Genomic DNA, 19,663 nt, shown 5'->3' with positions numbered 1-19,663 from the left:
CGGGGCCTGGGCGCGTACGCCGTCCAGCAGGATGCCGGAGAGCAGCTCGTGCTCACGCTGCGGGATGCTGACCCGCACGTCGAGACCGGTGGGCCGGTAGACCTTGGGCGCCCGGCCGACGGGGCGGGGCTCGCCCGGCCGGCCGTAGGCCGCCGACAGCAGTCCGACCGCGACGAGCTTGTCGAGGTGGAAGGCGGCGAGCTTGCGTGAGATGCCGACGCTCTCGGCGGCCTCGTCGCGGGTGACGGGCTCGCCGGCGCGGCGGATGTGATCGTACATGCGCCGTCGCAGGTCGTCGCTGAGCACCGCCACGACCGCGCGGGCCTGCTCCGCCATCGTCACGTCGTCAGGTTAACACCCGGTTCCGTTAGCGAAAAAGGAGCTATTGCTGACATATTTGCTTATAGCCAACAGTTGTTGGTGAAAATCCGTGCCGGTCTGCCGGGGCGGGCGGGCGGTCCGGTCAGCTCTATGACGGGCCGGTGACGCGGCGCTCGCCCTTGGTGGTGATCACGTACACCTGCCAGTTGTAGTAGACGTAGTAGTTGACCGGGTCCCGCTTGATCTGGCGGGCGTGCAGCTGGATCGCGTTCACGTACGCCTGCGAGGGGTTGTAGGCGTGCAGCGCGCGCCGATAGTCGCCGGGGGCGCCGGTGGCGCGCAGGTAGTTGGCGGCGGCCATGACGGAGTCGCGGTGGTCCTGGACGTCGCCGCCCATCCCGTACGCCTTCCAGGTGGCGGGCATGAACTGCATCGGCCCCTGCGCGCCGACGTGGCTCGCCGACCTGACCCGGCCGAACTTCGTCTCGGCGAACATGACCGCCGCCAGCACCTCCCACTCCACGCCGAAGCGGCGCTCGGCCTGCTTGAAGTAGCGCAGCAGCTCGGCGGCGGGGCGGGCGTCGCGCGTCCTGATGACCGACGCGCTCTTGACCGGGTGCGCCAGGGCCAGCAGCTCGCGGATGGCCCTGGTGTTGTCACGGGCCTGGGCGCCCAGCCGGCGGGGCAGGCGGGCGAACGCCTTCGCGGCGATCTCGGGGTTGCGCGCGGCGAACCGGTGGATCCGCTGGTGGTGCAGGGCGAGGAGCTCGACCTCACGCGGCGGCGCCTGCTTCTTGTCCCAGCCGTCGATGGCCACGGCGAGCGCCCCGGTGGTCTTCTCCAGGGCCAAGGCCAGCTTCGCCGGGTCCTTCGGGATGGGCTCACCGGGATCGGGCAGGTCGGGCACCGGGGCGGTCGCCTCGGCCGGGCTGGGCGCTGGGGCGGCGCTCTCCCGTGCGGGACTCTCCCGTACGGCGCCCTCCCCCACAGGGCTCTCCCGGGTGGCACAGCCCGCCAGGGCGGCCACCACCGCCGCGGCCGTCACGACGCGGAGACTTCGCATAGGCGGCCAATGTACCCGGTGTGTGAAGGCCCGCTCCGGTGGTAGCCGATGGGGAGAGGACTACAGACACAAGGAGACACCATGACCGAACTCCTCAGCCGTGACGAGATCGACACCGCGCTGGCCGCGCTGGAGGGATGGCACAGCGAGCAGGACGCCCTGGTCAAGGACGTTCCGATCACTGCGGAGAACTTCGGCTGGCTGAGCGAGGCGGTGCGGCACGAGGCCGACGAGATGAACCACCATCCCGACATCGACCGGACCGACGCGGGGATCCGCTTCCGCCTTTCGACGCACAGCGCGGGCGGCGTCACGCCCAAGGACGTGGAGCTGGCGGCCCGCATCGACCAGGTCCTGAGCGGAGCCACCCGCGACAAGGGTTGACGTCCCGGCCACGGCCCCAGTCCGATTTCGGTAATTTATCTAGTTCTGAATCACCGAAGCCGCGACAGAAGGGACCGGGTACGTGGTCGACGACCCCGGTTTGAAGGCGCTCGGCGAAGCCGCGCGCCTTTCTCCGGACAACCTGCCCCTGCGGCGGCATCTGGCCGAGCAACTGCTGAGCAAGGGGTACCTCGCCGACGCGGAGGCCGAGTTCCGTGCCGCGCTCGCGCTCGCGCCCCACGATCCGGACATCGTCGCGGGGCTGGCCGAGGCGTTCGTCCGGCAGAGCTCGTACGGGGCGGCGCTGTCGGCGCTGGAGCCGCTGCTCGCCGGAGGCGCTCACCCGCCGCGCGTGGGGGTGCTGGCGGCCCGCGCCCTGCTCGGCGAGGGGGACCTGCACCAGGCGGCCTACCGGTACCACGAGGCGGTCTCGCGCGATCCGTCCGTCGCGGACGCCGACCTGGCGGCCCGCCTGGTGACCCCGGCGCCCGTCCCCGACCCCTCCGCCCCCCAGCCGGCGGGGAACGCCTACCTGGCGCCTTCCGCGGCCACCCACGAGCGGGCCACCGCGGAGGTCGAGCGGTCCGGCTTCGGCTTCGCCGACGTCGCCGGGATGGACGAGGTGAAGGAGGCGCTCCGGGTCAAGCTGCTGCTGCCGATCCAGCAGCCGGAGCTGTTCGCCGCCTTCGGCAAGCGGGCGGGCGGGGGCGTGCTGCTGTACGGGCCGCCGGGCGCCGGCAAGACGCACCTGGCCAGGGCCGCCGCGGGTGAGCTCGGCGCGGCGTTCGTGAACGTCGGCCTGGCCGACATCCTCGACATGTACGTCGGCTCCAGCGAGCGGAACCTGCGCGCCACGTTCGACCTGGCCCGCCGTCACCGCCCGTGCGTGCTGTTCTTCGACGAGGTGGACGCGCTGGCCGCGCGCCGCTCCGACATGCGCCAGGCGCACAACCGGCAGATCGTCAACCAGTTCCTGGCGGAGCTCGACGGCGTCGACCAGAACGCCAACGAGGGCGTGCTGGTGCTGGCCGCCACGAACGCGCCCTGGTACATCGACGTGGCGTTCCGCCGTCCGGGCCGGTTCGACCAGCTCGTCTTCGTACCGCCGCCCGACGCGCGGGCGCGCGCGGCCATCCTGCGCATCCTGTGCCGGGACAAGCCGCTGGCCGAGATGGACTTCGACGCCGTGGCCAAGGTGACCGACCAGTTCGTCGGCGCGGACCTCAAGGGTCTGGTGGACCGCGCGGTCGAGGCCAAGCTGCACGAGTCCATCCGGGCCGGCCGGCCGGTCCCGCTCGCGACGCGCGACCTGCTGACCGCCGCCAAGGCGGCCAGGCCCACGGCGGTGCGCGAGTGGATGGCCACCGCGCGCAACTACGTGATGCACGCCAACGAGTCGGGCGCCTGGGACGAGCTGATGCCCTGGATCCAGCGGACATGGTGAACACGACCGACGCGCTGTCACGGGCGCGGCTGTTACTGCAGCTGGGCCGCCCCGCCGACGCCGAGCGGGAACTGCGCGCCATCCTCACCGAGGAGCCCCAGCACGTCGGCGCGCACGCGCTGCTGGGGCTGGCCCTCGTCCAGCAGGGACGTACGGACGAGGCGCTGGAGGAGTCGCGCGAGGCGGTACGGCTCGCGCCCGACTACTGGGTGCCCCACTACCTGTCAGGCCAGGTGCACCAGCGGGCGGGCCTGACCGAGGAGGCGGCCCGCGCGACCACCGCCTGCCTGGCGCTCGCGCCGGAGCACGCCCCCGCCTGGGACCTGCTCGCCCGCGTGCACCTGACGCGGAAGGACTGGCCCCAGGTGGCCGCGGCCGCCCGCCGCGGTCTGGAGCTGGAGCCGCAGAACGCCGAGCTGACCGGCCTGTTGTCGATGGCGCTGACCATGCTCGACCGGCATGAGGAGGCCAGGTCCGTCGCCGCTCAGGCGGTGGGCAACGACCCGGAGAGCACGCTGGCGCACTGGGCCCGCGGCATCGCCGCGCTGGCCGGCGGCGACCCGGGGACGGCCGCCGGGGCGTTCCGCGAGGTGCTCCGCCTGGACCCCACCGTCGAGGGGGCCCGGGACTACCTGGTGCACGCGCTCAAGCTGCGCAACCCGGTGCACCGCATGCTGTCGCGGTGGCGGCAGCGGTTCGTGGGCGGCTGGCGGCTGCTGTTCCTGCTGCCCGCGCTGCCACCGGTGATCGCCGTGTTCGCGATCATCGCGCTGCTGCACTGGGTGGGCTGGCTGGTCGAGTCCTGGACCACGCTCCGCCTGGCCAGGAACAAGGCCACCCGGCTGCTGTTCGAGGGCCCGGCCGCCCGGGTGTCGCTGCTGTGCTGCGCCCTGCCGGTGGCGGGCGCGCTCGTCCTCGGCCTGGGCATCGGCCTGGGCCTGGACGGGCTCGGGGCCGCCGGGGCGGTCACCATGGCGTTGATCACCCCCGTCCAGGAGGCCGCCCACACCGGCTCACCGGTCGGGCGGCGCGTCCTGTACGGGTGGGCGGTCCTGCTGGCGGCGGCGGCCCTCGCCGCGGCGGTCACCGGGGCCTTCGTCCCGGCCCTCCTGGCGACCTACGCGGCGCTGGCCACCGTCTGGATCGCTGCAGGCGTACGGAAGATCTTCCGCCCCCGCGAGGTCGTCTGAACGGTCAGCGCGACAGCCGGCTCGGCCACCACATCCGCCGGCCGATGTCCAGCGACAGCGCGGGCACCAGCAGCGAGCGCACGATCAGCGCGTCCAGCAGGACGCCGAACGCCACCAGGAAGGCCAGCTGGATCAGGAACAGCAGCGGCAGCACGGCCAGCGCCGCGAACGTCGCCGCCAGCACCACGCCGGCCGAGGTGATCACGCCGCCGGTGAGCGTGAGCGCGCGCAGGGTGCCTTCGCGCTCGCCGTGACGGATCGTCTCCTCCCTGGCCCGGGTCATCAGGAAGATGTTGTAGTCGATGCCCAGAGCCACCAGGAAGACGAACGCGAACAGCGGCACCGCGGGATCCGCGCCCGGCAGGTCCAGCACGTGGTTGAAGACCAGCGCGCCGACGCCCAGCGCGGAGGCGAAGGACAGCACCGTGGTCGCGATGAGCAGGAGCGGAGCCACCAGCGAACGCAGCAGGACCACCAGCACCAGCAGCACGACCAGCAGCACCAGCGGGATCACCACGCGCAGGTCGCGCTCGGAGGTGTCGAGCGTGTCCAGGGTGACCGCGGCCGTGCCGCCGACCAGCGCGTCCGCCCCCTGCACCGGGTGCACGGCGCCGCGCAGGTCGCGGACGATCTCCACGGCCTCGGTGGACTCGGCGGGCGCGTCGAGCGTGGCGTGCAGCAGCGCCCGGCCGTCCACGACCTTGGGCTGACCGTCCGGCCCGACGGTGGTGACCTCGGTGACGCCGTCCACCGACTCGGCGGCGGCCTTGACCTCGTCCACCCGGTCGGAGGCGGTGAGGATGACGGCGGGCGTGGCCGAGCTGCCGGCGCCGAAGCCGCGCTCCAGCGTCCGCTGACCGGCGACCGACTCCACCTCGGTGCGGAACACGTCCAGCTGCGAGGTGCCCTCCGCCTTGAACTGCGGCACGAACGCCGCCGCCGCGGCCAGCAGCACCACGGTGGTCACCCAGTAGGCGCGCGGCCGCCGCTCCACGGACTTGGCGACCCGGCCCCACAGGCGGTAGCGGCGCACGATCGCCGCGGTCGAGTCGGCGTCGGTCTCCCCCGCGCCGGCGCGCGGCACCAGCGGCCAGAACGCGGCCCGGCCGAGCAGCAGGAGCACCGCGGGCAGGAAGGTGAGCGCCGAGACGAGGGCGGCGCCGATGCCGAGCGCGGCCACCGGGCCCAGGCCGCGGTTGGATGCCAGGTCGCTGGCCAGCAGGCAGAGCACGCCGAGGATGACGGTGCCGCCGGAGGCGACGATGGGCTCGACGGTGCCGCGCACCGCCACCCGGACCGCCTCGATCGGCCGTTCCCGCTCGTACAGCGCTTCCCGGTAACGGGCGACCATGAGCAGGGCGTAGTCCGTACACGCGCCCACGACCAGGATGAACAGGATGCCCTGGCTCTGCCCGTTCAGCTCGATCCATCCGGCGTCGGCCATCAGGTAGACGACGAAGGCGGCGAGCACGAGGGCGAGCATGGCCGCGACGATGACCACGAACGGCAGCAGCGGCGACCGGTAGACGACGACCAGGATGACCAGCACCGCGCCGAGCGCCACCAGCAGGAGCGTGCCGTCGATGCCGCCGAAGGCGGCGCCCAGGTCGGCGCCGAGCGCGGCGGGCCCGGCGACCTGCACGGTCGTGCCCTCGGCCGCGGTCTCGCCGACCAGCGCGCGCAGCTCCTCGACGGCCACATCCGCCTCGACCTGGTCGCTGATCGGCACGATGAGCTGGGCGACGCCCTTGTCCTCGGTGCCGGGGACGGGCCCGGCGACCTTACCCTGGATCCAGGGTTCGGCCGAGATCCGCTGCGCGTCCTGGGCGATCCCGGCCAGCCGCTCCTGGTCGAAGGGCTCGTCGGCCGAGTAGACGACGAAGGCGGGCACCGCGCCGCTGTCCTCGAAGGCCTGCTGCGCCTCCTGGACCTGCGTGGACTCCGCGCCGATGGGGAGGAAAGCAGACTGGTCGTTGGTCTGCACCTCGGTCAGCTTGCCCATGAACATGCCGAGCGGGCCGGCGCCGAACAGCCAGACCAGCGCGATGACGATGGCCGCGCCGTACCAGGCGCGGTGCCGGCGCGGCCGGGCGTGCCTGCGCTCGGCCCCGGTGCGCTGGCGGGTGTCGTGAAGGGACATCCTTCGGCTCCCGATAGCTAGAAAATCGAGCTTCTCGAAAATCAAGATATATGATGGAGACGAAGACCGCGCACCCACCCCCCTGGAGAAGCCGGGAGCTGCCCCTAGAATTGCGACGAAACCGCCGGTCGGTAGGGAGACAGATGGACACCTCGCGCGCCGGATCCCGCGAGCGCCTCTACCTGGACATCCAGACGGACGGACAGCGACTCGCGACAGGTCTCGTCCGGTTGCTCCACACCATGTCGCTGGGCCTCGACCTCAACCCCACCGACTTCCAGGCGTACGCACTGGTGCGCATCCAGGGCCCCATGACCCCGGGCGAGATCGCCCAGTGGCTGAGGCTCGCCACCGGATCGGTCACCGTCCTCATCGACCGGCTGGAGTCCCGCGGCCTCGTCGTCCGCGACCGCCACCCCGACGACCGGCGCAAAGTGATCGTCCGCCCCGCCGCCATCCCCGAGCCCGGCCCCGCCACCGGCGACCAGCTCGGCATCGCCCAGGCCATGACGGCCATGCACGAGCGCTACACGGAGACCGAGCTGAAGGTCATCGCCGACTGGCTGCACCGCGCCACCAACACACTCAACGACCTCGCCACCCGGCTCTGAGCCCGGCCCAGGCCGCGACCGTACTGAGAGCCAACTGAGAAGTGGCGTCTTCCGACGCTCTCTCAGTTGTACGGAGGGTACGCACCCCCAGATCAGCTCCTCGGCGCCCCGCCAGCCGAAACCGGTCTGACGAAGAAGCCCAGTTCAGGCCGTCGGCGGCCTCACCATCGGGTATGAAACCCCGGTGCGGCGTTCGAGTCCCCCCGTTCCGGCGTACGGCTTGACTGTCACAGCGATGCGACCGTTTAACTTGGCCGCATGACATCACCATCTGAACGAGAAGTCACAGGTCGGCGGCCGGATGCCGCTGGGGCACGCCAGTGGGCCGGGCTCGCGATGCTGGCCCTGCCCACCTTGCTGTTGGCCATGGACGTCACGGTCCTCTACCTCGCGGTCCCGCACTTGGCGGCCGATCTACGACCCAGCGGCGAGCAGCTGTTATGGATCACCGACATCTACGGGTTCATGATCGCCGGATTGCTCGTGACAATGGGGACGCTGGGTGACCGGATCGGGCGACGCAGGCTGCTGATGTGGGGAGCGGGGGCGTTCGGCGTGGCATCGGTGGCCGCCGCGTACGCTCCCAGCGCGGAGGCGCTGATCGCCGCCCGGGCGCTGCTCGGGATCGCGGGGGCGACGCTGATGCCCTCCACGCTGGCGCTGATCAGCAACATGTTCCGGGACGCACGCCAGCGAGGGACCGCCATCGGCATCTGGGCGGCGAGCCTGTCCGGCGGAATCGCCCTGGGGCCAGTGGTCGGCGGGGCGCTGCTGGAATCGTTCGGCTGGGGGGCGGCGTTCCTGATCGCCGTACCGGTGATGGCGCTCCTGCTGGCGGTCGGGCCGCTGCTGCTCCCGGAGCACCGCGACACCACCGCAGGGCGGCCCGACCTGGTCAGCGTCGCGCTCTCCCTGATCGCCATGCTGACGATCGTGTACGGCGTCAAGCTGCTGTCCCACGGCGGCGACCCGGCCCTGAGCGGCGGTGTCGTCCTGGCCGGTCTCGCCGCCGGAGTGGTGTTCTGGCGGCGGCAGCGCGGGCTCGCCGACCCGGTGCTCGACGTGACGCTCTTCCGGAACCGCACCCTCATCGGCGCCCTGCTCGTCCTGCTCCTGGCCCCGGCCGTCACGGGCGGCACGTACCTGTTCGTCACCCGGTTCCTGCAGGGAGTCGAGGGCCTGTCCCCGCTCACGGCGGGCCTGTGGCTGGTGCCCTCGTCGGTCGCCATGATCCTCACCTCCCTGGCCGCCCCCGTCCTGGTACGGCGACTGCCCGAGCGGATCGTGGTCGCCGGATCCCTGGCGGTATCGGCGGCCGGCTTCCTCCTGATCGCCCTGCTCGACCAGGCAGCCGGACTCCCCCTCCTGATCGCCGGCATCGTCGTCTACGTCGGCCATGGCCCGATGATGGCGCTGGGCACCGACCTCGTCGTCGGCTCCGCCCCACCCGAGAAGGCCGGATCAGCCGCCGCCATCTCCGAAACGAGCACCGAGCTCGGCCTGGCCCTGGGCGTGGCCGTCCTGGGCAGCGTCGGAGCCGCCGGCTACCGTCAGGCCGTGCCCGCCGCCTTTCCCACCGGTCTCCCGCCGGAGGCGACCTCCGCCGCCCGCGACTCGATCGAGGCCGCGGCCACCGCCGTCGCACGGCTTCCGCCCGCACAGGCGGAAGCCGTACTGGCCCCCGCCCGGGAGGCGTTCACCGCAAGCCTCAACCTCGTCGCCGGCATCGGCGCAGCAGCCACCCTGGCCCTGGCCGTACTCGCCCTGGTGGCCCTCCGCAGAAAGCCACCGGTCGCCGGACCCGCACCCGCCGAGACGGTTCTCGACCAGGCCTGAGACCGGCCGACCAGGTTCCGGCCCCATTCGACAGGTGGGCAGGGACCGCTCGCCACGCGGCTCTCGGCCCGGCTCAGGCGGGCTCGGGCGCCGCGGCTGCGACCTGGCCCGAGGGCCGCGCGACCGGCCCGGTCAGGCGGCGCGCGACCACCTGGGCGACCTGCCCATGCGCCACCGCCACCGCGCCGAACCCGACGACCGCGGCCGCGATGTACGACATGCGGCCGTCAGGCGCCAGCAGGACGGCCGCGCCGTCGGCGAACCCGTTGGTCGCCATGCCGAACCCGGTGACGGCCGCGGTCACCCACCGCCCCGCCACCCGCACCACCGCCGGAGCGGCCGCGGTCAGCGCGGCCGGCACAGCGAGCACGGCGAACACGAGCACGACCCCGAGACTGCCGGCGAACGTGAACGTGCTCTCCTCGGCCGCCGCGACCGTGATCAGGCTCATCAACAGCCGCGCCGCACCCCCGACCACGACCCCCGCCACGACCGCTCCCCCAGCAGCCGCCACCAGCACCCGAACCACGCGCCGGCCAGTGATCCCCGTCATCCAACCCTCCACTCACTTGAAAGGGTTGTAGCGGTCCAGCTTCGTCGAAGGCAATGCCCGAAATCGTGCTGTTATTGATGGTTTGTCGAGAAAAGTGTGACAAAAATCAGTCGGAGATCCAGGTCGCTCTCGGCAGGCCGATCGACCTCCATGGCGGGGCGCTGCGGTTCCTCCCCTGAGACGCCAACGACCTGCTGATGCTCGCCGTCGCCGCCCTGACCACGGCGGTGCTCGCTGCTCACGCTCCTTCCCGTCGTCCTCATCGTGCTGGCGGTACGGGTGCGCCGGGTCTCGACAAGCGCCTCACCTCCTTCCGCCCGCTCCGCGGCAACGAGCACGATGGCGGACCGTGGCTGGACGGCGTTGGCCTCCTGATCCGGAAGGGATGCCTGCCGAGACGGATGAGCCGCTGTAGCGTAGGGTGACTGCGTAGGTTACATGTGATTTTTCGACGTAGAACCCGCTGTAACCCACTCTACAGAGAGGTCACATCGCCCATGCTGCTGAGTTTCCGCGTGGCGAACCACAGGTCGCTCCGTGATGAACAACAGTTGCTCTTGACTCCGACCTACGACACCGAGGCGGCATCTGCCCAGGGCCACCCGGCCGTACCGGTGATCGGAATTTTCGGAGCAAATGCCTCAGGAAAGTCAAACGTACTTGACGCTTTGATCTACATGAGGAACCTCGTCCGCGGCTCACTGCGGGAATCCGAGCCGGGAAGCGGAATCGCTCGCTCCCCCTTCGCTTTGGATTTCTCCGCCGGCGAAGATCCATCATTGTTCGTGGTAGATCTGATGATTGATGGAGTCAGATACACTTATGGATTCGCGGTCAACGACGAACGGGTAGTCGAGGAGTGGCTCTACAGCTACCCGCTGAAAAAGAAGCGGGAAGTCTTCCATCGACGCAACGATGAATACAGCTACGGAGAGCACTCGCCGCAGTCCATGAGGCAGGTGGCGAACATCACCGAATCCAATGTCCTCTTCCTTTCCGTGGCCGCACGCTCACGGCAAGAACTGGTCAGGCCCGTCTACGACTGGTTCATGAGGGTGTTGGTGCGCAACCCCCGCCACGTTCGAACAGCACCGAGGACACTGGACTCAGTCGATCGTCTTGGCCTGCTGAACCGCATGGTAGAACTCCTCCAGGCAGCGGACACCGGAATCGAGTCTGCGGAGATCGTCGAGGAGACCGACGCCGAATTCCTTGAGAGAACAGCCCGTGACTATTCACGTCGCGTCCTCACGTAGGGCTCTGTACGTGACTATTCACGTCAGTTCGTGAATGCGGGCATCCAGGGGGCGCCGAGCAGCGCGTCGTAGAGCGCCTGGGCGGCGCGCAAGCCGTTCTTGCGGACGGTGGAGATGTAACCGCGGATGGCCAGGAAGGCCTGAGCGCCCTTGAGCGTGCGGAAACCTCCGCTGACCTTGGTCTTCACCTTGATCATGCGGATGTCCTGCTCGGCGCGATTGTTGGAGAACGCGACGGTGAAGTCCGCGGCGAACCGCAGCACCTCGGCTTTTCGATCCCGCAGTCGCAGCGCCAGGTTCCGGGCCGGGCTCTGTTTGCCCGAGCCGCGTGACCGATGCGCTGCCAGGGCCCGTTCCACCAGGTCATCGAAGCGCCGGGACAGGTCATCGCGCTTGAAGTCCGGCAGGCGATCGTGTCCTTTGGCCCGCCATGCGGCCACCCACCGATGGCCATCGCCCAGCAGCCACACCAGCGCCTGCGCCCAGCCATCCGCGCGGGCGACGGCGTCGTACTCGCCGATCCCGGTGGCCTCGCGCACGATGTGCGCGTTGCACAAGGCGTGCGTGGAGTTGTCGAACGCGCCGTAGGAGCGGTAGGCGTCGTGAACGGCCACGCCGTTGAAACGAGGCAGGATCCCGAACGCGATGATCGAGTCGGTGCCGCGCCCGTGCTCATCGATGTGGTACGCGGTCAGCGTGGGCGTCGCGGCCACATGCAGCCAGTGGTTCCTGCCGGCCACACGGGTGACGCTCTCGTCGAAGTGCGCGACGCTCGCGCCGGCGATGGCATCGCCGATAGCGGCGTTGTCCGGGGCCAGTACGGCGGCCATCCTGGCGACCGCGGCATTGATCCATCCGCTCGACACCTCGATCCCGGCCACATCGGCGAGGATCTCGGCGATGCGGCCGACCGGGAGGTGATGCTGGGCCGACAGATAAGCGGCCAACGCCGACACTCGTGGCCCGTACACCGCCGGGGCCGTGGCGAATGACGGGGCCGAAGCGCGGGTGAGCGTTCCACAGCCGCCGCAGGCCAGCGCGTGCAACTCATGCGCGGTGACCTCCACCTTCACCTCGGGGATATCGAACACCTGCCGGATCACCGGCTCGCCTACCGGCGCCGCGTCGGCCAGATCGCTGCCGCATCCCTGACACGTGGCCGGGACATGGGGCACCCGTCGTGCCGGGTTCGCCACCTGCATCAACGCCGTCCCCGGCGCTCCGGGCTGCTTGCCCGCCTTACGTCCGCTCCTGCCCCGCATCGACCGGGGCGGCGGCTTGGCCAGCCCATCAGCCGACGGCGGCTGCGAGGAGTTGCGCGAGGTACGCCCCAACTGACGCCGCAGCTCCGCATTCTCCTCACACAGCTGCGCATTCTCTGCACGAAGCTCAGCGATCTCCGCTTTGAGCCGGGTGTTCTCTTCCGCCAGCGCGTCCAGCCGCGCGGTCAGCGCCCCGACCAACGTCACGAGCTCGCCGTACGACGGTTGCTCGCTCTCGGCCGAAGTCACCCGAAGATCATCTCATGGATGCGATCACGCCCGCGCCGTCGTACAGAGCCCTACGTGAGGACGCGACGTGAATAGTCACCGCGGATGAGCTGGATTCAAGCCTCCACCCGTTCCTGACGGCACAGCTGATCAAACTGTTCAACGATCCCGCTGTCAATACCGAGGGCGCGCAGTTGGTGTTCAGCAGTCACGACACGACACTTCTCGGCAAGATCCAGGGGGAAGAGGTGCTGAGAAGGGACTCCATATGGTTCACCGAGAAGGACGATCACGGCGCGACCGAACTGTTCCCGCTGACGGATTTCAAACCTCGCCGTGACGAGAACAGAGAACGCCGGTATCTAGCCGGTCGTTACGGGGCGGTCCCCATCATCAGCGACAGCTTGTTTGCTGCCGCCGTCGTGGCACGCAGGGAGGCCGAGAATGTCTCCCCGGAATCCTAGACCGAAGAAGAAGCCGTTCAAAATCACTACCGAGACGGACCTGGAGCACAAGAGTTCCGGCACTCGAGAGGAGCGCGCTTCCTAACTCGACTCGATGACGACGGCCAAAGTGCTCGCCGTCATCCAGCAGAGCTCGGCCAACGCCTGTCTTTCCACGCCTTCTTTCGAGGCATGGTTGATCATGCATCACGAAGATTGCCTCAGGCCCTTCCAGTCGGCGGACGAAGCGAAGAGAAAACTCAAGACGATCGTCCCGTCCTGGAGTGAAGGCGGTACACGCTTCTCCGACTTCTCCCATGGCGTGCGGGATGCCATGCGAAGAGCGCGCAAGATCGACTCATTCGGAGAGTCTGTTCTCAAGAATCCGTCGTCCAACGTCTGGCGACTGGTCGACCTGTTGATCGCTACGGCCGAGGACTGAACTATGTAGCCAGATCCCTGCTGATCACCAGTCGCTGGATCTGGTTCGTCCCCTCGAAGATTTGCATGACCTCGGCCTCGCGCATGTACCGCTCCACCCGGAACTTCCGCGTGTACCCGTCCAGCCCCGTCACCCTGTCCGCCACCAGGGGAACCACCGCCCCCGAACCCTGGCTGGACGGCGCTAGCCTCTGTCCGTGCAGGATCCCGCCTCGTCCGCGCTGCGGGAATCGGCCGAACGAGTAGGGGCGTAGAAAGGCAGCAACACGAGGGGCGCCGCACGCGGGATCACAAAAGGCGACGACTATCCCGGACCCGTGGAACCCGGAGTCCCCGCACCGAGATGCGAAGGCCGTGGCTCCACATGCGAATGAATGAACTTGAAGTGTCGCTTACGCGCCGTCGTCATCTTGCCCGCGCGTAGCCGGTAGGTGCCGCCGGGGAAGCTGGCGGTGAGCTCAAGCCGTCCGCCGATGGCCTCCACGTAACGGGCCACCACATCCACCGACGAAACCTCACCACGCTCGATCTGCGAGACACGCGCCTTCGTCACTCCCATCAAGGCAGCAACCTCGCTCTGCGTCAGCGCGGCGTTCTTACGGCGCTGGGCAAGCTGCCAAGCGTCGATGAAGTCGTCGACCATGCGCCGGGTCTCGGCAAGCGCCGCTTCCCCTCCAGCCTGCTCCACGTGCTTGGCGCGGTTCCACTTCTTGAACGTCGTCATGGGTTCCGCCCATCCTCTTCTGCGCGTTCTTTCAGGTAAATCTCGTACAGCCGCTCTGCATGTGGGATGGCCTCCTCGTACCAGCGGTTGGGATCGCGAGGGCTTGCCTTGATCTTGTCTGCGGCAACGAGAATGATGGCGTCCCGTCTCGGATCGAAGACGAACAGCAGTCGAAGCGCGCTACGTCCGGTGGACCGGGGGCGCAGTTCCTTGAGGTTGGCGATGCGCGAGCCGTTCATCTTGCCTACGAGTGGCCTACCCAGCGCTGGACCATTCTCCGCGAGCCGATCGAGCGCATCGATGACCAGCCGATGGGCTTCTGGATCAAGGCCCTCGATCCAGGCATCAACCTCATCGGTAACGTAGATGTCCCACTCGTCCTGCACACGCCAAGTATAGGGGATACTATACTGGTGCGACCAACGCGCCGAGAGGCCCACCAGATACACGGGCTGAGAAACCCGCCTCCCAACGCACGGAAGCTGCCTCGAATCTCAGGACCTATCTCGCCAGATCCCTGCTGATCACCAGGCGCTGGATCTGGTTCGTCCCCTCGAAGATTTGCATGATCTTCGCCTCGCGCATGTACCGCTCCACCCGGAACTCCCGCGTGTACCCGTACCCCCCGAACACCTGCACCGCGTCCGTCGTCACCTTCATGGCCGCGTCCGTGGCCACCAGCTTCGCCACCGACGCCTGCCGCGAGTAGGCCAGCCCCGCGTCCCGCCGCCGCGCCGCGTCCAGGTAGGTGGCGCGGGCCGAGTCGACCGCCGCCGCCATGTCCGCCAGCAGGAAGCCGAGGCCCTGGTGGTCGATGATGCGCTTGCCGAAGGTCTGGCGTTCCTTGGCGTACGCGACCGCCTCGTCCAGGGCCGCCTGGGCGAGGCCGACGGCGCAGGCGGCGATGCCGAGGCGGCCGGAGTCGAGGGCGCTGAAGGCGATCTGGAGGCCCTGGCCTTCTGCGCCGATGAGGCGGGAGGGGTCCAGGAGGACGTCGTCGTAGTGGGCGGTGGTGGTGGGGACCGCGTGCAGGCCCATCTTCTCCTCGGGGCGGCCGAAGGTGAGGCCGTCAGCGGTGCCCGGGGCCAGGAAGCAGGAGATGCCGCGGCTCCCGGAGCCGGTGCGGGCGAACAGGGCGTAGAAGTCGGCGAGGCCGCCGTGGGTGATCCACGCCTTGGTGCCGGTGATCCGGTAGCCGTCGTCGGTGCGCGAGGCGCGGCAGGTGAGGGCGGCGGCGTCGGAGCCGGCCTGGGGTTCGGAGAGGCTGTAGCCGCCGATGATCCGGCCGGCGAGCATGTCGGGCAGCCAGCGCGCCTTCTGCTCGTCGCTGCCGTAGGTGAAGATCGGGAAGCAGGCGAGGGTGTGGACGCTGGTGGCGACGGCGACCGAGGCCCAGCGGGCGGCCAGTTCCTCGATCACCTGGAGGTAGACCTCGTACGGCTGGCCGCCGCCGCCGTACTCCTCCGGGTAGGCCAGGCCGAGCAGCCCGGCCTCGCCGAGCAGCGCGAACAGGCCCTCGGGGTAGGTCTCGGCGCGCTCGTGCTCGTCGACGCGGCGGGCGAGCTCCTTGTCGGCGATCTCGCGGGTGAGGTCGATGAGGTCGCGGGCGTCCTGGCCGGGCAGCAGGCGGTCAACGGTCATGGTCTCTCCCGAGCGGCGGTCCTGCTGGGTCTCACGGTCTCCCCTGTCCAGAACGCGTCGCGTCTCACGGGCTCTCCTGAGCGGCGGTCCGGAGCTGGTCGTCCCGAGTGAGGGCGGTGAGGGCCTCGGCGGCGCGGGCGCGGAACTCGGCGACGCGGGACAGCTTGATGTCCTCGTACCCGCGGATGCCCTCGGGCAGCGCGGCGAGCGCGGCGACGGCGGCGGCGTTCGAGGGGGTGAGGCGGGCGAGGGCGGCGTTCATGAGGTCACGGTATTCGCCGATGAGCTCGCGTTCGACCCGGCGCACCTCGGCGCGGCCGAACACGTCGAGCGCGGTGCCGCGCAGCACGCGGGCGGCGCGCAGGCCGCGGAACAGCACGGGGGCCGAGCGCCGCACCTTGATCTTGCGCTTCATGCCCATCGCGCGGAACACGGGCGGGTGCAGCAGCACCGACACCTTGGCGTCGGGCCCGAACTCGCGGTCGCGCCGAGCCTGCTCGGCCGGGTCGAGGTGGAGCCGGGCCACCTCGTACTCGTCCTTGTAGGCCATGAGGTGGTGCAGGCTCCTGGCGTACGCGAGCGCGACGCGGGCGCCGGCCTCCTGTCCGGCGCGTTCGGCCGCGAGCGCGTGGACGCGCCGCACGTCCTGCTCGTACGAGTGCGCGTACGCGGCGTTCTGGTAGCCGGTGAGGTCGGCGGTGCGGATGGCGATCGTCTCCTCCAGGCCGGTGGGCTCCGGAGCGGTGAGCCCGGCGGCCTTGAGGACGGCGTCGCGGTCGTGCGCCAGGGCGCGGCCCCAGCGGAAGGCGGCCACGTTCTTGTCGACGGCGGCCCCGTTGAGCTGGATGGCGCGTTCGACCGCCGAGGCGGAGACGGGCAGGCAGCCGTGCTGGTAGGCGGCGCCGACCAGCAGCATGTTCGCCGGCATGTGGTCGTCGAAGAGCGCCTCGGCCAGGCCGTGGGCGTCCACGTACAGGCCCGAGAGGGTGGCGGACTCGATGCGGGTGAGCGCGTCGGCGGGCGAGCCGGGCACGGCGGCGCGGCCGGTCACCATGGCGGCGGTGGGGACGACCGAGGTGTCGATGACGGCGATGGTCCGGTCGGCGGCGGCGACGGCGAGGTTGGCGTCGGCGGCGGCGCCGAGCAGGTCGAAGCCGATGAGCACGTCGGCGCTGCCGCGCGTGGCCCGCACCGAGCCGGTGACCGGCCGGGTGGAGATGCGGACGTCGCTGACGACGGGGCCGCCCTTCTGCGCCAGGCCGGTCTGCTCCAGCCCGGCGGCGTGCAGGCCGTCGAGGTGGGCGGCCATCTGCAGGATCTGGGAGACGGTGACGACGCCGGTGCCGCCGATGCCGGGCATCCTGATCAGCACGGTGTCGCCGACCTTGCGGTCCGGCTCGCCGGGTTCGACGGGCAGGTCGGGCACCTGGTGGGCGCGCTTGGTGCCCGGCTCGACCAGCAGGAACGACGGGCAGTCGCCCTTGAGGCAGCTCAGGTCGGTGTTGCAGGACGGCTGGTGGATGCGGGTCTTGCGGCCGAACTCGGTCTCCACCGGCTGGACCGACAGGCAGGTGGAGACGTCGCCGCAGTCGCCGCAGCCTTCGCAGACGCGCTCGTTCACCACGATCTTGGCGGTCGGGACGGGGAGTTTGCCGCGCTTGCGCAGCCGGCGTTCCTCGGCGGCGCACCGGTCGTCGTGGATGAGCACGGTGACGCCGTCGATCGCGGCCAGTTCGCGCTCGACCTGCTGGAGGTCGTCGCGGTGGCGGACGTGGGCGATGCCCGGCAGCCGGACTCCCCGGTACGTCTCCGGCTCGGGGGTGGTGACGACGATCCGCCGTACGCCTTCGAGGGCGAGTTCGTGGGCGAGGGCGGGCACGTCCAGGCGGCCTTCGGCGCGCTGGCCGCCGGTCATGGCGACGGCGTCGTTGTAGAGGAGTTTGTACGTCATCGTCACCCCGGCGGCGACGGCGGCGCGGACGGCGAGGGAGCCGGAGTGGTGGAAGGTGCCGTCGCCGAGGTTCTGCACGAAGTGGCGGTCGTCGGTGAACGGGGCGAGCCCGATCCACTGCGCGCCCTCGCCGCCCATCTGGGTGAGCCCGACCTGGGTGCCGCGTCCTTCGCCGTCGAGCGCGATCATGGCGTGGCAGCCGATGCCGACGCCGACCAGCGTGTCGTCGGCGGTGCGGGTGGAGGTGTTGTGCGGGCAGCCCGAGCAGAAGTACGGGGTGCGGGCCGCGATCAGCGGCAGGGAGCGGCGGGCGGGCCGGGGTTCGGCCGGCGGCCGGGGCAGGTTCTCGGGGCCGGCGCAGCGGGTGATGGCGCGGGCCACCTCGTCGGCGCCGAGGGTGCCGCGGGCGGTGAGCAGGTCGCGGCCGTGCACGACGGGGGTGTGCTCGCTCCCGTACAGGGCCTGCTTGAGGTGGCCTTCCAGGAACGCGACCTTGTCCTCGACGACGAGGACCCGCTCGAGGCCGGCGGTCTGCGCGGCCAGCGCCGCGTGGTCCAGGGGGAACGGCATGCCGATCTTGATGAGCCGGAGGCCGAGGCGGGCCATGGCGTCCTCGTCCACGCCGAGGTCGGCGAGCGCCCGGCGGACCACGGCGAAGCCGGTGCCGGAGGCGAGGATGCCGAGCCTGGCGCGCGGCGCGTCGAAGACGACCCGGTTCAGCCCGTGGGCGGAGGCGTAGGCGCGGGCCAGGTCGAGGCGGCGGGTGAGCATGTCGTGCTCGGCGTCGAGGGAGGCGGGGCCGACCAGCACCGGCGGCTTGCGCGGGGCGGCCCGCTCGGGCTCGGGGACGCCGTGGTCGCCGCCGAGTTCGACGGTGGCGGCGGCGTCCGCGACGTCAGCGACGATCTTCAGGCCGGTCCACAGGCCGCTGGCGCGGGAGAGCGCCACCGCGTGCAGCCCGTACTCGATGATCTCGGCGACGGAGCCGGGCGCGAGCAGCGGCATCGACAGGCTCTGGCACATCGGCTCGCACGAGCTGGGCACGGTCGAGGACTTGCTGCCGGGGTCGTCGCCGATCCAGGCCACGGCCCCGCCGAGCGGCGCGGTGCCGGCCAGGTTGCCGTGGCGGATGGCGTCGGCGGCCCGGTCCAGGCCGGGGTTCTTGCCGTACCAGAAGCCGGTCACCCCCTCGTGGCGGCGGCCGGGCAGCGCGTCGAGGAGCTGGGTGCCGGCCACGGCGGTGGCGGCCAGTTCCTCGTTCAGGCCGGGCTTGAAGACGACTCCGGCGGCCTCCAGGAAGCGCGCGGCCCGTCCCATCTCCAGGTCGACGCCGCCCAGCGGGGAGCCCTGGTAGCCGGAGACGAAGACCCGGGTGTCCAGGCCGCGTTCGCGGTCGAGTCTGCGCTGCTCCAGGGTCAGGCGGACGAGGGCCTGGATGCCGGAGATCAGCGCGCGGCCGCTGTCGGCCGCGTACTTGTCGTCGATCGACACCTCGACGGGAGTCACGCTCACGCGAACCTCCTAGTGCACGGGGAACCCCCAGCACAGCAAGAGGATCCGGCAGCGCGCAAGAGTCAGCGGCCCAGGAGGTTGAAAGACGCAAAAAGTTTGACGATGCTGGGTGGGTCGGCCGTTTTGTTTGCGCCGACGAGGAGGGTTGTCCCATGTCAGAGGTGGACGAGATCGATCATCGGCTGCTGCGCCTGCTCCGGGAGGACGGCCGCCGGACGTTCTCGGAGATGGCCGAGCGGGTGGGCCTGTCGGTGGCGGCGGTCAAGCGGCGCGTCGACCGGCTCAGGGAGCTCGGCGTGATCACCGGGTTCACCGTCGACATCGACTACGCGAAGCTGGGCTGGGGCATCGAGGCGTTCACGGAGCTGAGCTACCCGGGCACGACCCCGGTCGCCGACATCGTGCGCACCGCGGCGACCGTGCCGGAGGTGCAGGAGGTGTTCACGATCGCCGGAGACCCGGACGCGCTCATCCACGTCCGGGTCCGCGACCTGGGTCATCTGCAGCAGGTCATCGACCGGCTGCGCCGGGCGGGCGACGTGACGGGCACCAAGACGCTGCTGGTGCTGGGCTCGTGGACCCGTGACACGGGGGCGCCGCGGAGGCTGTGACTTGTCGGCGGTATTCCGGAATGCCATTCTGGAATCCCGGGCCTACGGAGCG

19 protein-coding genes and 1 pseudogene are annotated in these 19,663 nt (G+C 70.4%); 9 read left to right on the top strand and 11 right to left on the bottom strand.

Features of this window, described 5'->3' with window-relative positions; genetic code table 11:
• Window positions 1-336: helix-turn-helix domain-containing protein (locus tag OUY22_RS15485; RefSeq protein WP_270155656.1), on the bottom strand; the 336-nt coding region annotated here is incomplete at its 3' end.
• A gap of 133 nt (window positions 337-469) precedes the next feature.
• A complete protein-coding gene (locus OUY22_RS15480) occupies window positions 470-1,384 on the bottom strand; it encodes a lytic transglycosylase domain-containing protein (protein ID WP_270155653.1) in 915 nt (304 codons plus the stop codon).
• A gap of 81 nt (window positions 1,385-1,465) precedes the next feature.
• Between OUY22_RS15480 and OUY22_RS15475 the strand changes: the two genes are divergently transcribed.
• From OUY22_RS15475 to OUY22_RS15465, 3 genes are all read left to right on the top strand, one after another.
• Window positions 1,466-1,768 (top strand): 4a-hydroxytetrahydrobiopterin dehydratase, encoded by a 303-nt coding sequence (locus OUY22_RS15475; RefSeq protein WP_270155652.1) that lies wholly within the window; start codon window positions 1,466-1,468, stop codon window positions 1,766-1,768.
• A gap of 82 nt (window positions 1,769-1,850) precedes the next feature.
• The gene (locus tag OUY22_RS15470) at window positions 1,851-3,212 is read left to right on the top strand and encodes an AAA family ATPase (RefSeq protein WP_270155651.1); all 1,362 of its coding nucleotides are present in this window, start codon (window positions 1,851-1,853) and stop codon (window positions 3,210-3,212) included.
• A complete protein-coding gene (locus tag OUY22_RS15465; RefSeq protein ID WP_270155650.1) occupies window positions 3,206-4,402 on the top strand; it encodes a tetratricopeptide repeat protein in 1,197 nt (398 codons plus the stop codon). Before OUY22_RS15470 ends, OUY22_RS15465 begins: the two co-directional genes overlap by 7 nt.
• Before the next feature lie 4 nt (window positions 4,403-4,406).
• On the opposite strand, the gene OUY22_RS15460 is transcribed toward OUY22_RS15465, so the two are convergent.
• On the bottom strand, window positions 4,407-6,542 hold the full coding sequence (locus tag OUY22_RS15460) for an MMPL family transporter (RefSeq protein ID WP_270155649.1): 2,136 nt from the start codon (window positions 6,540-6,542) through the stop codon (window positions 4,407-4,409).
• Between the two features lie 143 nt (window positions 6,543-6,685).
• Here OUY22_RS15460 and OUY22_RS15455 point away from each other — a divergent pair, with 143 nt between their 5' ends.
• Window positions 6,686-7,153, top strand: coding sequence for a MarR family winged helix-turn-helix transcriptional regulator (locus OUY22_RS15455; protein WP_270155648.1), 468 nt, complete (start codon window positions 6,686-6,688; stop codon window positions 7,151-7,153).
• Between the two features lie 258 nt (window positions 7,154-7,411).
• Window positions 7,412-8,989 (top strand): MFS transporter, encoded by a 1,578-nt coding sequence (locus OUY22_RS15450; RefSeq protein WP_270155647.1) that lies wholly within the window; start codon window positions 7,412-7,414, stop codon window positions 8,987-8,989.
• 73 nt (window positions 8,990-9,062) lie between these two features.
• Here the strand turns inward: OUY22_RS15450 and OUY22_RS15445 are convergent, their stop codons facing one another.
• Both OUY22_RS15445 and OUY22_RS15440 read right to left on the bottom strand, forming a co-directional pair.
• Window positions 9,063-9,542 carry a hypothetical protein gene (locus tag OUY22_RS15445; RefSeq protein ID WP_270155646.1) on the bottom strand — a complete coding sequence of 160 codons (480 nt, stop codon included), beginning with the start codon at window positions 9,540-9,542 and terminating at the stop codon, window positions 9,063-9,065.
• Between the two features lie 71 nt (window positions 9,543-9,613).
• Window positions 9,614-9,784 carry a hypothetical protein gene (locus OUY22_RS15440; RefSeq protein ID WP_270155645.1) on the bottom strand — a complete coding sequence of 57 codons (171 nt, stop codon included), beginning with the start codon at window positions 9,782-9,784 and terminating at the stop codon, window positions 9,614-9,616.
• 255 nt (window positions 9,785-10,039) lie between these two features.
• Between OUY22_RS15440 and OUY22_RS15435 the strand changes: the two genes are divergently transcribed.
• A complete protein-coding gene (locus tag OUY22_RS15435) occupies window positions 10,040-10,798 on the top strand; it encodes an AAA family ATPase (protein WP_270155644.1) in 759 nt (252 codons plus the stop codon).
• A 23-nt stretch (window positions 10,799-10,821) separates the two neighbouring features.
• On the opposite strand, the gene tnpC is transcribed toward OUY22_RS15435, so the two are convergent.
• Entirely contained in the window at window positions 10,822-12,309 is a 1,488-nt protein-coding gene (gene tnpC / locus OUY22_RS15430; protein WP_270155643.1) for an IS66 family transposase, read from the bottom strand.
• Between the two features lie 71 nt (window positions 12,310-12,380).
• Here tnpC and OUY22_RS15425 point away from each other — a divergent pair, with 71 nt between their 5' ends.
• Both OUY22_RS15425 and OUY22_RS15420 read left to right on the top strand, forming a co-directional pair.
• Window positions 12,381-12,752, top strand: a complete 372-nt coding sequence (locus tag OUY22_RS15425) for an AAA family ATPase (RefSeq protein ID WP_333486685.1) — start codon at window positions 12,381-12,383, stop codon at window positions 12,750-12,752.
• Between the two features lie 94 nt (window positions 12,753-12,846).
• Window positions 12,847-13,173 (top strand): RloB domain-containing protein, encoded by a 327-nt coding sequence (locus OUY22_RS15420; protein WP_270155642.1) that lies wholly within the window; start codon window positions 12,847-12,849, stop codon window positions 13,171-13,173.
• A gap of 1 nt (window position 13,174) precedes the next feature.
• Here the strand turns inward: OUY22_RS15420 and OUY22_RS15415 are convergent.
• The 5 genes and pseudogenes from OUY22_RS15415 to OUY22_RS15395 form a co-directional block, all read right to left on the bottom strand.
• Window positions 13,175-13,300: pseudogene (locus OUY22_RS15415) on the bottom strand (acyl-CoA dehydrogenase family protein); the annotation flags it as partial.
• A gap of 176 nt (window positions 13,301-13,476) precedes the next feature.
• A complete protein-coding gene (locus tag OUY22_RS15410) occupies window positions 13,477-13,896 on the bottom strand; it encodes a helix-turn-helix domain-containing protein (RefSeq protein ID WP_270155641.1) in 420 nt (139 codons plus the stop codon).
• The gene (locus OUY22_RS15405; protein WP_270155640.1) at window positions 13,893-14,282 is read right to left on the bottom strand and encodes a type II toxin-antitoxin system RelE/ParE family toxin; all 390 of its coding nucleotides are present in this window, start codon (window positions 14,280-14,282) and stop codon (window positions 13,893-13,895) included. The genes OUY22_RS15410 and OUY22_RS15405 overlap by 4 nt, the downstream gene beginning before the upstream one ends.
• 115 nt (window positions 14,283-14,397) lie before the next feature.
• On the bottom strand, window positions 14,398-15,537 hold the full coding sequence (locus tag OUY22_RS15400; RefSeq protein ID WP_270155639.1) for an acyl-CoA dehydrogenase family protein: 1,140 nt from the start codon (window positions 15,535-15,537) through the stop codon (window positions 14,398-14,400).
• A gap of 64 nt (window positions 15,538-15,601) precedes the next feature.
• Window positions 15,602-19,000, bottom strand: coding sequence for an indolepyruvate ferredoxin oxidoreductase family protein (locus tag OUY22_RS15395; RefSeq protein WP_270155638.1), 3,399 nt, complete (start codon window positions 18,998-19,000; stop codon window positions 15,602-15,604).
• Window positions 19,001-19,152: 152 nt separating this feature from the next.
• Between OUY22_RS15395 and OUY22_RS15390 the strand changes: the two genes are divergently transcribed.
• Complete coding sequence (locus OUY22_RS15390) at window positions 19,153-19,611, top strand: Lrp/AsnC family transcriptional regulator (RefSeq protein WP_270155637.1); 459 nt, start codon at window positions 19,153-19,155, stop codon at window positions 19,609-19,611.
• The last annotated feature ends 52 nt before the right edge of the window (window positions 19,612-19,663 follow it).

The organism is Nonomuraea corallina (assembly GCF_027620315.1).
GTDB classification, from domain to species: Bacteria; Actinomycetota; Actinomycetes; order Streptosporangiales; family Streptosporangiaceae; genus Nonomuraea; species Nonomuraea corallina.
This window is presented reverse-complemented; position numbering and strand designations above follow the sequence as displayed.